This window comes from uncultured Roseobacter sp., from assembly GCF_947499265.1.
GTDB lineage: Bacteria > Pseudomonadota > Alphaproteobacteria > Rhodobacterales > Rhodobacteraceae > Roseobacter.
Map to the genome: position 1 here is coordinate 65,933 of NZ_CANMNK010000002.1, position 13,933 is coordinate 79,865.

A 13,933-nucleotide genomic window follows, 5' to 3' on the forward strand; every position below is an offset into this window, starting at 1 on the left:
TTAGATTTCCAGGGTTTTGGGGTCAATGCCCGCCGCGACCGCGTCTTTGTACCAAGCGGGTTGACGCCCCATCCCGCTCCATGTCTGAGCCGCGTCTGCCGGATTGGCATATTTCGGCTCACGCACCTTCTTTGGAGCGGTTTTTGCTTTCTTTTTTGGCGATGACGCAACGCCGTTTGTCAGGTCCGCAAGGCTAAAGCCGAACTTTGCTGCTGCCGCTTCAGCGGCTTTTTTCGCTTCGCGACGCTCCTTATTTTCCAGCGTTTTCAACGCTTTCTGAGCATCCTTGATCACTTTTTCCAGCTGTTTGCGGTTCATTTTAGTCAGGTTCGCCACGGCCTATTCCCCTTTATAGTCGGCGGTTGATACAACTATCTCCCGACAGGATACAAGGGCTTGGCGCTCAACGCATTTTTCAGGGCAGGTTATTCGGCGGCAACAGCCTGCGGATCGGCCAGCGTCACGACGTCCATCATGATGGTGTTCAGCTCGAAATCCTTGGGCGTGTAGACCCGGGCGACGCCCATCGCGCGCAGCCGGTCCGCATCATCGTCAGGGATGATGCCGCCGACAATCACCGGGACATGACCCAGCCCTGCCGCGCGCATTTGCGCCATCAGGTCTTCGACCAGTGGAATATGCGAGCCCGACAGGATCGACAGGCCCACCACATGGGCTTCGTCTTCCTGTGCCGCGGTCACGATTTCTGCGGGCGTCAGGCGGATGCCCTCATAGGCGATGTCCATGCCGCAATCGCGCGCGCGCACGGCGATTTGTTCGGCGCCGTTGGAATGGCCGTCGAGGCCCGGCTTGCCCACGAGGAATTTCAGCCGCCGCCCCAGTTTGTCGCTGACCACGTCCACCGCATCGCGCAGATCGTCGAGCCCTTCGGTCTTGTTGGAGCGGGCGCCGGAGACACCGGTCGGCCCGCGATATTCACCATGCACGGCACGCATTTGCGCCGCCCATTCGCCGGTCGTGACACCCGCCTTGGCTGCCGCAATCGATGGCGCCATCACGTTGCGCCCCTCCGTCGCTGCAGCGCGCAGATCGGCGAGCGCCGTCTTGACGGCTTCCGCGTCACGATCTGCGCGCCAGGCGTCCAGCCGCGCGATCTGTTCCGCCTCGACCGCCGGATCGACCACCATGATGCCGCCATCGCCGGTCATCAGAGGTGAAGGCTCACCCTGCTGCCATTTGTTCACCCCGACGACGATGGTTTGACCCGCCTCGATCCGGCCCAGACGATCAGCGTTGCTATCGACCAACCGCGCTTTCATATAGTCGATCGCTTCAATGGCGCCGCCCATGTCGTCGAGGGTCGCCAACTCATGGCGCGCGCCGTCTTTCAGCGCTTCGACCTTGGCGTCAACGGCGGGGTTGCCATCAAAGAGATCGTCGAATTCCAGCAGGTCCGTTTCATAGGCCATGATCTGTTGCATCCGCATCGACCATTGCTGATCCCAGGGGCGCGGTAGACCGAGCGCCTCGTTCCACGCGGGCAGCTGCACCGCGCGGGCGCGGGCTTTTTTGCTGAGCGTTACGGCCAGCATTTCGATCAGAATGCGGTAGACATTGTTCTCAGGTTGCTGTTCGGTCAGGCCCAGCGAGTTCACCTGCACGCCATAGCGGAAGCGGCGGAACTTCGGGTCCTCGACTCCGTAGCGCTCCAGACAAATCTCGTCCCAGAGGTCCACAAAGGCGCGCATCTTGCACATCTCGGTCACGAAACGGATGCCCGCGTTCACGAAAAACGAAATCCGACCGACCAGCGCCGGAAAATCCTCTGCAGGCACGCGGGGTTTCAGCGCATCCAACACCGCCGTGGCCGTGGCCAGTGCGAAGGCCAGTTCCTGCTCCGGCGTCGCACCGGCTTCTTGCAGGTGGTAGGAGCAGACATTCATTGGGTTCCATTTCGGCACGTTGGTATAGCAATACTCGGCCACATCCGCGATCATCTTGAGGCTGGGGGCGGGCGGACAGATATAGGTACCGCGGCTGAGGTATTCCTTGATCAGATCGTTCTGCACCGTGCCTTGCAGCTTGGAGACATCGGCGCCCTGTTCTTCGGCCACCGCAATATAAAGCGCTAGCAGCCAGGGGGCCGTGGCGTTGATCGTCATCGAGGTGTTCATCTGCTCCAGCGGGATCTGGTCGAAGAGGGTGCGCATGTCGCCCAGATGGCCGACGGGGACGCCGACCTTTCCCACTTCACCTCTGCTAAGCACATTATCGCTGTCATATCCGGTCTGCGTTGGCAGATCGAAGGCGACGGAAAGGCCGGTTTGCCCCTTGGCAAGATTGGAGCGATAGAGCGCGTTGGAAGCTTGCGCGGTTGAATGCCCCGCGTAGGTGCGGATCAACCAGGGACGGTCTTTGCGGGCGTCTGACATGCGGACCTCGTGAATCAACTTGGTAATTTTATTTCGTCACAAGACTGATACTTGGAATATTATGCCCATGTCAATTCGCTGCGTTGCGGCGAAGGCGGTTATTCTCAGGTATCGCGCCAAAGCATCTGTGTGGCAGCATCAAACCGAAACAAATACCGAAACGGACCCGTCGTTTCGGTCTTCTGCGGCTCGAACCCCCGTCTGATGTAGAGCGCACGCGCGCGCGGGTTGCTGTCAATGACATCCAGCCTCACGCCGGATTTCCCCAAGGCGCAGGCTTCCGTCTTGATCGCCTCCAACAAGGCTGTGCCCAGACCGAGACCACGGGTGTTTTCTGCAACGCAGATGCCGTCCATCAAAAGGATACCCGGATCAAGGTCACGTTCGAGGATCGACAGGACCGTCCCACGCCACAATCCACCCCACGCACCATAAATTGCCCTCATGTCTTCGTAGGTGCCGCCGACCAAGGCCCCTTGCCGCGTCTTGAACCCGGCAACGCCCAGAATGCTACCCGCCTCATCGCGGGCGACAAGGGCGAAGTCGGGGTCGAGAACGCGGCACAGGAACCGTTTTGCCCTGACATCCGGTCCCAGGACACGTCCAAGCTTGAACCCGAAAGCCTGCCAGTAAAGTGTTGCAACGGTGCTGCGTTCATGCGGCGCAAAGCCCCGAGAGATCGCGTATTCCATCCTTTTAATATTGTCCTTGCCCTCCGGTCCTGCAAGGGTCGGCCCATGACGCAGGTCGTTGAACTTCCCCTTTGGCTCTTTGTGCTGATTGTGCTCTTTGCGGCCGTCACCTTTGCATCCCACTTTCTGTTTCCGTCTGTGCGGTGGTTTTTCCGGCGTCGCCTGGAGCGCGCGGTGGCACGGTTGAACGAACGTCTGACCCGCCCGATCGAGCCGTTCAAGCTGGCCCGGCGCTACGACATGATCCAGCGCCTGATCTATGACCCTGAGGTGACCCGCGAGATTGTCAATCACGCCAAGGCCAATAACGTGCCGGAAAACGTGGCCTTTGAGCGGGCGCGGGTCTACGCGCGCGAGATCGTGCCGAGCTTCAGCGCCTTTACCTATTTTGGATTTGGCACGCGTCTGGCGCGCCTGCTGGTCCGGTCGATCTATGCCGTCTGGACCGGGCCAAAAAACGACGAGGTGATCCAGTCCATCCCCAAGGACGCGACCGTTGTCTTCATCATGAACCATCGCTCCAATATGGATTACGTGCTGGTGACCTATCTGGCGGCGCAAACCTCCGCCTTGTCCTATGCAGTCGGTGAATGGGCGCGGGTCTGGCCGCTGAGCCGCCTGATCAAGATGATGGGCGCCTATTTCATCCGGCGCAAGTCGCGGGGCGGGCTCTATCGCAAGGTGCTGGCCCGATACGTCCAGATGGCAACCGCAGGCGGTGTGGCGCAGGCAATTTTTCCCGAAGGTGGGTTGAGCCTGAACGGGCGATTGATGCCGGCGCGGATGGGCCTGCTGACCTATGTACTGGAAGGGCATGATCCCGAGGGGCGTGATGTTGTCTTTGTCCCGGTGGCCATCAATTATGATCGCGTGCTCGAAGACCGGGTTCTGATCGCCGCCGCCGCGCGCGGGGACCGCCGCTTTGGCGCGCGTATTTCGGTGGTGGTAAAGTTCATCCTTGGCAAGTTCTGGCAGGGGCTGCGCGGGCGGATCACGCGTTTCGGGACGGCTGCCGTGGTTTTTGGCGAGCCGCTGTCGCTGCGCAGTTTTGGTGCGGATGAACCCGTTGAGACCCTGGCCACGCGCCTGATGCAGCGGATAGAGGATGCGATGCCGGTTCTTGCGGTGCCATTGGTTGCCCATGTGCTGTCACAGCAGACGGGGCCGATTTCCCAGGAGGATCTGACAGCGCAGGTGCAGGAGGCAGCGACATCTGTCGGCGATCAAATGCCAAACGACACATCGCAAAACCTGCCGCAGGCTGTCGCGCAGGCGTTGATGCAGATGAAGAAACACCAGGTGATCGAGGAAACTGCCAGCGGCTGGCAGGTGATCCCGGATCAGATGAGTGTCTTATCGTTCTACGCGAATTCGATCACGCACCGCTTTCGGGATGATGCGACCGCAGCATAAATTCTGCGACTGCTCGGTCATAAAATTACAAAAATGACGCTCAAGATGTTGCAATGTTGCGCAACAGTGCCTATTCAAACCAAGTAGCGCCGCGATTCTGCATTGCGGCATGTTTGAATGGGTACGACGATCTACGCTGGAGATTGACATGGCACTGGACACGAGCATTGCGCATTATGAGGCGCCGGAAAAGGACCTCTATGAAATGGGGGAAATGCCCCCAATGGGCCATGTGCCCAAACAGATGTACGCGTGGGCAATCCGTCGCGAACGCCACGGTGACCCCGACAAGGCAATGCTGCAGGAAGTTGTGGACGTGCCGGAACTGGACAGCCAGGACGTGCTCGTTCTGGTGATGGCCGCAGGGGTCAATTACAATGGTGTCTGGGCAGCACTTGGCGTACCGATCAGCCCGTTTGACGGTCACAAGCAGCCTTATCACATTGCCGGTTCCGATGCCTCAGGCATTGTCTGGGCGGTGGGTGACCGCGTGACACGCTGGAAGGTCGGCGACGAGGTGGTCATCCACTGCAATCAGGACGATGGCGATGACGAGGAGTGCAACGGCGGCGACCCGATGTATTCCCCGAGCCAGCGCATCTGGGGATATGAAACCCCTGACGGATCCTTTTCGCAGTTCACCCGGGTACAGAGCCAGCAGCTGATGCCACGGCCCAAGCATCTGACCTGGGAAGAAGCGGCCTGCTATACGTTGACGCTCGCAACCGCCTATCGGATGCTGTTTGGTCACGAGCCGCACGATCTGAAGCCGGGCCAGAACGTTCTGGTTTGGGGCGCATCGGGCGGATTGGGGTCTTACGCGATCCAGTTGATCAATACCGCGGGTGCCAATGCCATCGGGGTAATCTCGGACGAAAGCAAGCGGGAATTCGTGATGGAACTGGGCGCCAAAGGCGTCCTGAACCGAAAGGATTTCAACTGCTGGGGTCAATTGCCCACGGTCAACACGTCTGAATATGCTGAGTGGTTCAAAGAGGCGCGCAAGTTCGGCAAGGCGATCTGGGACATCACGGGCAAGGGCGTGAATGTGGACATGGTGTTTGAACACCCTGGAGAATCCACCTTTCCGGTGTCGACCTTTGTGGTGAAAAAGGGCGGCATGGTCGTGATCTGCGCGGGGACCACCGGCTTCAATCTGACGTTCGACGTGCGCTATATGTGGATGCATCAGAAGCGTTTGCAAGGCAGCCACTTTGCCCATCTCAAGCAGGCTTCGGCAGCGAACAAGCTGATGCTGGAGCGGCGCCTTGACCCTTGTATGTCTGAAGTCTTCACCTGGGCTGACCTGCCGCAGGCGCATATGAAAATGATGCGCAACGAGCATAAACCGGGGAATATGTCGGTTTTGGTGCAGGCGCCAACGACAGGTTTGCGCACGTTTGAAGACGCTCTTGAGGCGCGTCGTTAACATCTTTACGAGTCGCTTTTACACAGACTAACGCCCGCGAATCAGGTAATGGTTCAGCGGGCGTTTCCCGTTATGCGTGTGTCGCTCTTTAGTATCAATGGGTTACAAATCCGACACTCACTATTTCTGGGGAGTAAATAACTGCGAATTTTCAGCGCCTGTTAGTACATGTTATGGTTGTGTTAATCATTCATTAACCTTTAAGAGGCGAGTCTGCTATGCGAAGTGATTGGATTTTGGACGTTCTGACGGACTTGAAAACGTTTGCGACTGCAAACGACTTGCCGGTACTTGCCGAGCAGTTGGATGACACCGCAATTGTTGCTCTTGCCGAGATCGCCGCTCTTCACGATAGGACGCAAGGCACGGTAAATGGCAACGAACGCGACGGTGGAGGAGGTTTTGGCGGAGCTGGAGCAGGCGGACACGCTTGAGGCCATCCAGGGAGCTATACTTGAGCTTCAGAAATACTTTCAGGTCGACAACATGGTGTACCATTGGGTCGACAGCGCCGGCGAACAATATGGCTACGGCACCTACCCTCTGGAATGGGCCGCGCACTATCAGGAACAGAATTATATCCGCATCGATCCGGTCATTGCCGGATGTTACAAACGGTTCCATCCGGTCGATTGGAAAAAACTGGATTGGTCGGGCAAGGCCGTTCGCGCTTTTCAGGCAGAGGCAATCGCGCATGGTATCGGCAATCAGGGGTACTCAATTCCGATCAGGGGCCCTAATGGGCAGTTCGCCCTCTTTACCGTGAATCACACCTGCGAGGATGCAGAATGGGAGGAATTCACTGAAACGAACCGGCGCGAACTGATCCTGATCGCGCATTATTTTAACCAAAAGGCGCTCGAGTTCGAACCGAATCGAACGCCCGAACAATCGCAGCCGCTGTCACCGCGCGAGATCGACGCCATGACGTTGCTGGCGATAGGCTATAGTAGAGCGCAAGTTGCTGAAACGCTTTCGATTTCTGAGCACACGCTGCGCGTCTATATTGAAAGCGCACGCTTCAAATTGGGGGCGTCAAACACCACGCACGCAGTCGCCAGAGCGCTCAGCCGCGGGCTTATTGTCGTCTAAATTAGCGCAATTCGCGGAGCCAATCGTTACCAACACGCACGTGCGGGTTGGCTGACGTTAAACATCCTCAAGGTAATCCTTTGTTCACGCCTCGACCTGACCAAAGGAATTTCAAATGCTCCGTTACATCTACGCAGATCAGCTCAATCAATATCCGAAACTTGCAAAGACGATGTTTAAAGATCGCGCGGATCAATTCAAAACCAGATTGGGGTGGGATGTGTCCGTCGATGGCGCGGGTTTTGAGCGCGATGAATACGATGCGATGAATCCGCTCTATGTCATCTGGGAAATGCCTGACGGCACACATGGCGGCTCCATGCGCTTCTTGCCGACAACCGAACAGACGATGGTCAACGACCACTTCACGCATTTGATGGGCGGTGGCACGATCACCAGCCCGGCGATCTGGGAATGCACCCGTTTTTGCCTGAACCGTGACGCTCCAAGCCGTGTTGCCGCGGCACTGATGCTCGGCGGGGGAGAGATCATGAATGGTTTCGGGGTTCGGCACTTCGTTGGCGTCTTCGACGCCCGGATGGTCCGCATTTACCGCATGATCGGCTCTTCTCCTGAAGTGCTGGGCAGCGAAGGAAAAGGCCGCGATGCGATCAGCATTGGCTTGTGGGAATTCGCTCCGGAGGCGCAGGCCAAGGTTGCGACCCGCGCAGGGGTCTCTCTGGAACTGTCGCGCCTGTGGTTTGAGCGTGCTTTTGGCCAGGCATCTCAGCGCACTCTGGCCTGCGCGGGCTAATTCCGCGCCCATCACATCTGGTCCCTGACGCGCGGCCCCTGTAGGGTCGCGCCATGAACATCCCCGCGCTGACATTTTCGGACGATCAGGCTTCCGCCTTTGACAGCGTGACGGATGTTTTGCGCAGTGCGGGCATCGATCTGGATGACCAGCTGCTGACGCCCCCGAAAAGCGCTGCCACCTCGGTCATGGCGATCACGGGCAAGGCCGGATCCGGCAAAACGCTGTTGTTGGCGGAGCTCTACAAGGCGCTGGAGGGCGCAGGGGTCGAGGTTGTCTCCGGCGACTACGAATCCCGGAAGCGACGGGACAAACGCACGCTGGCCATCCTGGCACCGACAAACAAGGCCGCCAGTGTCCTGCGGCTGCGGGGGGTTCCCGCCACCACCATCCACCGCATCCTCTATACACCGGTTTATGATCCGGAATACGAGCGTTTGGCCGAATGGCTGACAACAGGAAGTGACGAAAGGCCCGAGATTGAAGGGCTGACAGACATCGCGCTTGATCGTGCGGTGGCCTTTTACGCGACCAATAAATCGATCCCCGGCGCGCTGGCCGCCGCAGGTTTGCGAGGCTCCGATTTCATCACCGGGTGGAAACGTCGCGAAGAGCCGTTGGATATTGGATTCGTTGACGAATCCTCGATGCTTGATGACAAGCAATTTGAAGATTTGAAAGAGATTTTTCCGACCCTTTTGCTGTTCGGGGACCCGGCGCAGCTGGCACCGGTCAATCAATCCGGGACGATGGTTTTCGAAAAGCTGCCCGAGACTCGCGTGCTGAGCTTGAGCCGCATTCACCGACAGGAAGCGGACAACCCGATCCTCGATTTGGCCCATGCGCTGGGGGATCCCGATCTTGGGTTTGAGCAATTTGAGCGGATGGTGGAACAGGCGGCGGCCGGCGATGAAAGGGTTGTCTGGGGCCAGCGGGTCGAGGTGGACCTGATGGCGCGCAGCCCGGTGCTGGTCTGGCGCAATGCCACCCGCATCCGGCTGATCAATGCGTTCCGGCAGGTGCATGGCGCGCCGGAAGACGCACTGCTCGAAGGCGAGCCGTTGATCTGTGACGGGTTGGAATTGCCTCTGAAGCATCGAAAGAAACGGCTGGATCTGGAGGCGCGTGGCCTGATCAAGGGCGCACAGGTGATCTATCTGGGCGAGGGGCGCAGACCCGGCTTCAGCCGGTTGCATGTGATGGGCGCGGAGGATCCGCAGGTCTCAGCCGCATCAATTGTGAAGATCGAAAAACCCGACGAAGAAGAACCCTTTATTCCCTTTGCTGCGCGCATGGGCGCGACCTTCCTGCATGGCGCCGCGGTCACGATACACAAGGCACAGGGCAGCCAGTGGGATACCGTTCAGGTTTTTGCGCCCGACCTTTATGCCGCGGCACGTATGGGTCGCTCAGAGGCCGGGCAGCCGTTGTGGAAGCGCCTGGCCTATGTCGCCATCACCCGCGCGCAGGAACGGCTCATCTGGGTCGTGCGCAACCGTCTGTCGATGCCAACGGGACCATTGCAGGTGGACGACCTGCGCGCGCTGCCCGCTGCGCCTCTGACGCTGGCGGAACCCCAATCGGAGGATCACACATGAAATCGATTATCATCACCGGGGCAAGCTCCGGCATTGGTCATGCCACGGCCGAGATGTTTCTGGACGCAGGCTGGCGGGTAGGCCTCGTCGCGCGTCGCGCGGACCGGTTGGAAGCGCTGGCGGATCAGTATGACACTGCCGTGCCGCTGCCTGCCGACGTGACAGATGCAGCCGGGATGCAGGCCGCTTTTGAGGCCTTTGGCCATCTGGACGTGCTGTTCAACAATGCCGGGCTCTTCGGGCCCGCGGCCACGATTGACGAGATCGACCTGGATGCCTGGGCGCAGGTGATGCAGGTCAATATCGGCGGAATGTTTATCGCCGCGCGCCTGGCCTTTACAAGGATGCGGGGGCAGGAGCCGCAAGGGGGTCGGATCATCAACAACGGATCGCTCTCGGCCTATGTACCGCGCCCGAATTCCATCTGCTATACAACCACCAAACACGCGGTGACCGGGCTGACCAAGACCTTGTCACTAGATGGGCGTCCCTTCGGTATCGCTTGCGGGCAGATTGACATCGGAAATGCGGAAACTGAGCTTTTGGCACAATTGAAGAAATCGCAACCTGGCACCGATACCATGCATGTGGAGAATGCGGCGCGGTCGGTGCTGCACATGGCGCAGATGCCACCGGAGGCCAATGTCCAATTCATGACGGTGATGGCAACGAATATGCCCTACATCGGGCGCGGGTGATCAAGGGTGGGCTTTCAGGCCACCCCGTCCTCAGGCCCGGAAGATGCGGAAGACAGCAGAGGCGGCCCAGCCCGCGGCGATGGCAATCCCAATCGACATGATCCCGTAGAGCAGAGCATTTTCGCGTGACATTTTGAAGAGCCAACGCTCCAGCCCGACTTTGCGCACATAGATGCTGGTCTGGTACTTCGAGACGACCTTGCCGCCGCGCGTGAGGAAGATGCGGGTTTCGTAGTCGCCCTCGGTCAGGGCCGCGGGCAATTCGATTGCGGTCCGGAAGAGGGTCTGCTCATCAACGCTGACCGTCCCTTCATTGAGCTGGTATTGATTGGAGCGCGACTTGATCCGGATCAGAGCATCGGTGAAACGAGTGGCGTCCGCGATCGTATCTGGCGCACCGACCGACCGGATGGCGCGGGGGATCGACACCCGGTGGCGCAGGTCCTCTGTATTGCTCAGCGAAAGACCCAGTGCCGTGCTGGTCGACACGGCGTAAAAGCTGGGGGCGCGGTCGATCTCTACCGCATCCGTGTTCACCCAGATGCCCAGGACTTTTTCCTTACGCCGTACGGTAACGGTCTCGTCGGGACCAGCCACCGTCACGATGACCTGCAGCCGCGGGTCATCCGGGATGGGGGCCTCGCGTTTGACAGCCCCGAAGACCAGGATTTCCGATCCGTCAAAGCTGGTGTTGATGGAGACGGTATCCTTACTCAGCCCCAGCACGATGTCCTCGGCGGCGGCGGGTAGCGCGACGATCAGTGCGAAAACAAGGACCAGCGCGCGCATCAGTGACCGTCCGACGCGCCGACAGAGTAGAGCTCTGACGGCATCAAAAGCAGATCCAGTGCCAGCTTGCCGCAGACGGCGAGCACCATGATCGCCAGCAGAATGCGCAGCTGTTCCGCCTTCATCTTCACACCGATGCGCGTGCCAACCTGCGCCCCGATCACGCCGCCAACGAGGAGCAGAACCGCAAGCACGATATCGACGGTGAAGTTGGTTGTGGCGTGCAGCAACGTGGTGAAGGCGGTCACAAAGATGATCTGGAAAAGCGAGGTACCGACGACCACCTTGGTGGGCATACCCAGCAGGTAGATCATCGCGGGCACCATGATAAAGCCGCCGCCGACGCCCATGATGGCCGCCAGAATGCCAACCGATACCCCGACCAGGAGGGGCGGGATGACGGAGATATAGAGGCCCGATACGCGGAACCGCATCTTGAAGGGCAGGCCGTGGATCCAGTTGTGTTTCTTGCGCGCAGGTGGTTTGCCGGATTTGGTTTTGCGGATCGCGTTCAGGCTTTCGATGAACATCAGCCCGCCGATCACGCCCAGAAACACCACATAGCAAAGCTTGACCAGCAGATCGACCTGACCCTGCGCCTTGAGGTAGTTGAAGACGACCACACCGAGGGCTGCCCCGACCAACCCGCCGATGAGCAGCACCGTGCCCATCCTGAGGTCCACCGTCTTTCGTTTCAGGTGGGCCAGCACGCCGGAGAAAGAGGAGGCCACGATCTGGTTTGCCTCGGTGGCCACCGCAACCGCAGGCGGGATGCCGATGAAGAACAGCAGCGGCGTCATCAGGAAGCCACCACCAACACCGAACATACCGGACAGAATGCCCACAATGCCGCCAAGGCCCAGCAACAAAAAGGCGTTGACCGAAACTTCGGCGATAGGGAGGTAGACTTGCATGACCCCTGTTAGAGCACAGGCGTACCTAAAATCAATGCCCCTTGCTGCCCTGCAGCAATCAGGACCGACACAATGCGCAAATCTGGCCTTATGCGCTTAACGTTCTTTCACGTATGGTTCACCGCCCGCGCGCGGCGGGATCGCTTTGCCGACGAACCCTGCCAGAATGATGACGGTCATCACATAGGGCAGCGCGCCGAGCAGAGCCCCCTGCACCTTGATGCCGAAAATCGCCTGGATCACGTCAGGGCGGGTTTCCAGCGCGCCGAAGAGACCAAAGAGAAGCGTCGCATAAAGCGCGTACCAGGGACGCCATTTTGCAAAGATCAAGGCGGCCAGCGCGATGAAACCGCGGCCCGCTGACATGTCTTTGACAAAACCCGCCTGAAGCGCGGTGGAGAGATAGGCCCCGGCGATCCCGCAGAGCAGGCCGCAGATCATCACAGCCGCATACCGCAGGCCGACGACGGAGACGCCGGCGGTATCCACGGCTGCCGGATTTTCACCCACGGCCCGCAGGCGCAGCCCGAAACGGGTGCGGAAGAGGATCCACCAGGTCAGCGGCACCATGGCAAAGGCGATGTAGACAAGGATCGAATGGCCGGAGATCAGCTCCCGGTAAATTGGTCCGATCAATGGCACGGAACCAAAAGCTTCGGCAAAGGGCAGGGTGATCGGCTCAAACCGCGCGCCGCCCATGAGCGAGGGCGTACGCCCGCCCTGGCTGAACCAGTCCTGCGCGATCAGCACCGTCAACCCGGCGGCGAGGAAGTTGATGGCCACGCCCGAGATCAGCTGATTGCCGCGGAAGGTGATCGACGCCAGCCCGTGCAACAGGCTGAAGGCCATCGAGGCGGCGATGCCTGCCATCAGGCCGATCCACACCGACCCGGTGAGGGCCGCAATGGCGGCAGAGAAAAACGCCGCCGCCAGCATCTTGCCTTCCAGCCCGATGTCAAAAATCCCGGCCCGTTCAGAGAACAACCCGGCAAGGCAGGCCAACAACAGCGGTGTGGCCAGACGGACGGTGCTGTCGAGCAATTGGATGAGGGTGAGAAAATCCATCAGGCATCTCCCCGGCGCAGCATCAGGAACAGCCGTTCCAGCGGCATGCGCACCATGTTATCGAGCGCTCCGGTGAACAGGATCACCAGCGCCTGAATGACAACGATCAGCTCGCGCGGGATCGACGTCCACAACGCAAGCTCGGCACCGCCCTGATAGAGAAACCCAAAGAGAATGGCGGCCAGAAAGACGCCGAAAGGATGGCTGCGTCCCATCAGCGCCACAGCAATCCCGATAAACCCGGCTCCTTCGACCGCGTTCAGGACCAAGCGTTCGGCTTCGCCCATGACGTTGTTGATGGCCATCATGCCCGCCAGCGCCCCGGAAATGATCATCGCGATCATGGTGATGGCCACAGGCGAAATGCCACCGTATTTGGCGGCGGGCTCCGATTTGCCATAGCTGCGGATTTCATACCCGAGCCATGTGCGCCAGAGCAGGAACCAGACCAGCACGCAGGCCAGGAGCGCAATCACAAACGTCACATTGGCCGGGGCCGCTTTGGAGAAATTGATGCCAATCGGTGCGAGCATCTCGTGCAGCGTGGGCAGGTGGACCGTTTCAGGAAAGCGCGCGGTGGCCGGGTCCATGCTGCCCGGCGGGCGCATCACGTTCACAAGGACGTAGTTCAACACGGCCGCCCCGATGAAGTTGAACATGATGGTGGTGATCACAATGTGGCTGCCGCGTTTTGCCTGCAAAAAGGCCGGGATCGCCGCCCATGCCGCACCAAAGAGGGCTGCGGCCACCGTCGCGCCCAAAAGCGCCAGCGTCCAATGCGGCCAGGGGATCAGCAGGCAGGCCAGTGCGACACCCAGACCCCCCAGCATCGCCTGACCTTCGCCGCCAATGTTGAAGAGCCCGGCGTGAAAGGCGACGGAAACCGCCAGCCCGGTAAAGAGGAAATTGGTCGCGTAATAGAGCGTGTAGCCCCAGCCATAGGTGCTGCCCAAAGCGCCGGTGACCATCAGGTTGACCGCCTCGACCGGGTCCTCGCCAATCGCAAGGATCACCAGCGCGGAGAGGATGGCGGCCAGCACCAGCGAGATCAGGGGTACAAGGATGACCTCGGCCCATTTTGGCATCACTTCCATCG

General features: G+C 59.6%; 14 protein-coding genes. 7 read left to right on the plus strand and 7 right to left on the minus strand.

Annotation, left to right across the window (positions count from 1 at the left end):
* The 3 genes from Q1A63_RS04995 to Q1A63_RS05005 all read right to left on the minus strand — a co-directional run bounded on the left by Q1A63_RS04995 (nucleotide 1) and on the right by Q1A63_RS05005 (nucleotide 3,085).
* Nucleotides 1-318, minus strand: coding sequence for an H-NS histone family protein (locus Q1A63_RS04995; protein WP_298970500.1), 318 nt, complete (start codon nucleotides 316-318; stop codon nucleotides 1-3).
* A 107-nt stretch (nucleotides 319-425) separates the two neighbouring features.
* Nucleotides 426-2,393 (minus strand): protein meaA, encoded by a 1,968-nt coding sequence (locus tag Q1A63_RS05000; protein WP_298970330.1) that lies wholly within the window; start codon nucleotides 2,391-2,393, stop codon nucleotides 426-428.
* A gap of 104 nt (nucleotides 2,394-2,497) precedes the next feature.
* Complete coding sequence (locus tag Q1A63_RS05005; RefSeq protein WP_299630914.1) at nucleotides 2,498-3,085, minus strand: GNAT family N-acetyltransferase; 588 nt, start codon at nucleotides 3,083-3,085, stop codon at nucleotides 2,498-2,500.
* Between the two features lie 45 nt (nucleotides 3,086-3,130).
* On the opposite strand from Q1A63_RS05005, the gene Q1A63_RS05010 reads away from it, so the two are divergent.
* From Q1A63_RS05010 to Q1A63_RS05040, 7 genes are all read left to right on the plus strand, one after another.
* On the plus strand, nucleotides 3,131-4,498 hold the full coding sequence (locus tag Q1A63_RS05010) for a 1-acyl-sn-glycerol-3-phosphate acyltransferase (protein WP_298970328.1): 1,368 nt from the start codon (nucleotides 3,131-3,133) through the stop codon (nucleotides 4,496-4,498).
* Between the two features lie 148 nt (nucleotides 4,499-4,646).
* Nucleotides 4,647-5,927 carry a crotonyl-CoA carboxylase/reductase gene (gene ccrA, locus Q1A63_RS05015; protein ID WP_298970327.1) on the plus strand — a complete coding sequence of 427 codons (1,281 nt, stop codon included), beginning with the start codon at nucleotides 4,647-4,649 and terminating at the stop codon, nucleotides 5,925-5,927.
* Between the two features lie 218 nt (nucleotides 5,928-6,145).
* Nucleotides 6,146-6,361, plus strand: coding sequence for a hypothetical protein (locus Q1A63_RS05020; RefSeq protein ID WP_299403497.1), 216 nt, complete (start codon nucleotides 6,146-6,148; stop codon nucleotides 6,359-6,361).
* Nucleotides 6,300-7,019 carry a LuxR family transcriptional regulator gene (locus tag Q1A63_RS05025; RefSeq protein ID WP_298970325.1) on the plus strand — a complete coding sequence of 240 codons (720 nt, stop codon included), beginning with the start codon at nucleotides 6,300-6,302 and terminating at the stop codon, nucleotides 7,017-7,019. Before Q1A63_RS05020 ends, Q1A63_RS05025 begins: the two co-directional genes overlap by 62 nt.
* A gap of 115 nt (nucleotides 7,020-7,134) precedes the next feature.
* On the plus strand, nucleotides 7,135-7,773 hold the full coding sequence (locus Q1A63_RS05030) for an acyl-homoserine-lactone synthase (RefSeq protein ID WP_298970323.1): 639 nt from the start codon (nucleotides 7,135-7,137) through the stop codon (nucleotides 7,771-7,773).
* 53 nt (nucleotides 7,774-7,826) lie between these two features.
* Complete coding sequence (locus Q1A63_RS05035) at nucleotides 7,827-9,371, plus strand: AAA family ATPase (RefSeq protein ID WP_299630918.1); 1,545 nt, start codon at nucleotides 7,827-7,829, stop codon at nucleotides 9,369-9,371.
* Nucleotides 9,368-10,069 carry an SDR family oxidoreductase gene (locus Q1A63_RS05040; protein ID WP_298970319.1) on the plus strand — a complete coding sequence of 234 codons (702 nt, stop codon included), beginning with the start codon at nucleotides 9,368-9,370 and terminating at the stop codon, nucleotides 10,067-10,069. Before Q1A63_RS05035 ends, Q1A63_RS05040 begins: the two co-directional genes overlap by 4 nt.
* 30 nt (nucleotides 10,070-10,099) lie before the next feature.
* Here the strand turns inward: Q1A63_RS05040 and Q1A63_RS05045 are convergent, their stop codons facing one another.
* The 4 genes from Q1A63_RS05045 to Q1A63_RS05060 all read right to left on the minus strand — a co-directional run bounded on the left by Q1A63_RS05045 (nucleotide 10,100) and on the right by Q1A63_RS05060 (nucleotide 13,931).
* Nucleotides 10,100-10,858 carry a TIGR02186 family protein gene (locus Q1A63_RS05045; protein WP_298970317.1) on the minus strand — a complete coding sequence of 253 codons (759 nt, stop codon included), beginning with the start codon at nucleotides 10,856-10,858 and terminating at the stop codon, nucleotides 10,100-10,102.
* A complete protein-coding gene (locus Q1A63_RS05050; RefSeq protein WP_298970315.1) occupies nucleotides 10,858-11,772 on the minus strand; it encodes a sulfite exporter TauE/SafE family protein in 915 nt (304 codons plus the stop codon). Before Q1A63_RS05050 ends, Q1A63_RS05045 begins: the two co-directional genes overlap by 1 nt.
* A 96-nt stretch (nucleotides 11,773-11,868) precedes the next feature.
* Nucleotides 11,869-12,837, minus strand: coding sequence for an ABC transporter permease (locus Q1A63_RS05055; RefSeq protein WP_298970313.1), 969 nt, complete (start codon nucleotides 12,835-12,837; stop codon nucleotides 11,869-11,871).
* Nucleotides 12,837-13,931: an ABC transporter permease gene (locus Q1A63_RS05060; protein WP_298970311.1), complete on the minus strand. Its 1,095-nt coding sequence runs from the start codon at nucleotides 13,929-13,931 to the stop codon at nucleotides 12,837-12,839. Before Q1A63_RS05060 ends, Q1A63_RS05055 begins: the two co-directional genes overlap by 1 nt.
* Nucleotides 13,932-13,933 lie beyond the last annotated feature (2 nt).

Bases quoted from the DNA above. Each gene is read 5' to 3' on its own strand.
- Q1A63_RS05000 (WP_298970330.1), bottom strand. From the start codon at position 2,393: ATGTCAGACGCCCGCAAAGACCGTCCCTGGTTGATCCGCACCTACGCG.
- Q1A63_RS05010 (WP_298970328.1), top strand. From the start codon at position 3,131: ATGACGCAGGTCGTTGAACTTCCCCTTTGGCTCTTTGTGCTGATTGTG.
- Q1A63_RS05040 (WP_298970319.1), top strand. From the start codon at position 9,368: ATGAAATCGATTATCATCACCGGGGCAAGCTCCGGCATTGGTCATGCC.
- Q1A63_RS05060 (WP_298970311.1), bottom strand. From the start codon at position 13,931: ATGGAAGTGATGCCAAAATGGGCCGAGGTCATCCTTGTACCCCTGATC.
- Q1A63_RS05050 (WP_298970315.1), bottom strand. From the start codon at position 11,772: ATGCAAGTCTACCTCCCTATCGCCGAAGTTTCGGTCAACGCCTTTTTG.
- Q1A63_RS05045 (WP_298970317.1), bottom strand. From the start codon at position 10,858: ATGCGCGCGCTGGTCCTTGTTTTCGCACTGATCGTCGCGCTACCCGCC.
- Q1A63_RS05055 (WP_298970313.1), bottom strand. From the start codon at position 12,837: ATGGATTTTCTCACCCTCATCCAATTGCTCGACAGCACCGTCCGTCTG.
- ccrA (WP_298970327.1), top strand. From the start codon at position 4,647: ATGGCACTGGACACGAGCATTGCGCATTATGAGGCGCCGGAAAAGGAC.
- Q1A63_RS04995 (WP_298970500.1), bottom strand. From the start codon at position 318: ATGAACCGCAAACAGCTGGAAAAAGTGATCAAGGATGCTCAGAAAGCG.
- Q1A63_RS05030 (WP_298970323.1), top strand. From the start codon at position 7,135: ATGCTCCGTTACATCTACGCAGATCAGCTCAATCAATATCCGAAACTT.
- Q1A63_RS05025 (WP_298970325.1), top strand. From the start codon at position 6,300: ATGGCAACGAACGCGACGGTGGAGGAGGTTTTGGCGGAGCTGGAGCAG.
- Q1A63_RS05035 (WP_299630918.1), top strand. From the start codon at position 7,827: ATGAACATCCCCGCGCTGACATTTTCGGACGATCAGGCTTCCGCCTTT.
- Q1A63_RS05005 (WP_299630914.1), bottom strand. From the start codon at position 3,085: ATGGAATACGCGATCTCTCGGGGCTTTGCGCCGCATGAACGCAGCACC.
- Q1A63_RS05020 (WP_299403497.1), top strand. From the start codon at position 6,146: ATGCGAAGTGATTGGATTTTGGACGTTCTGACGGACTTGAAAACGTTT.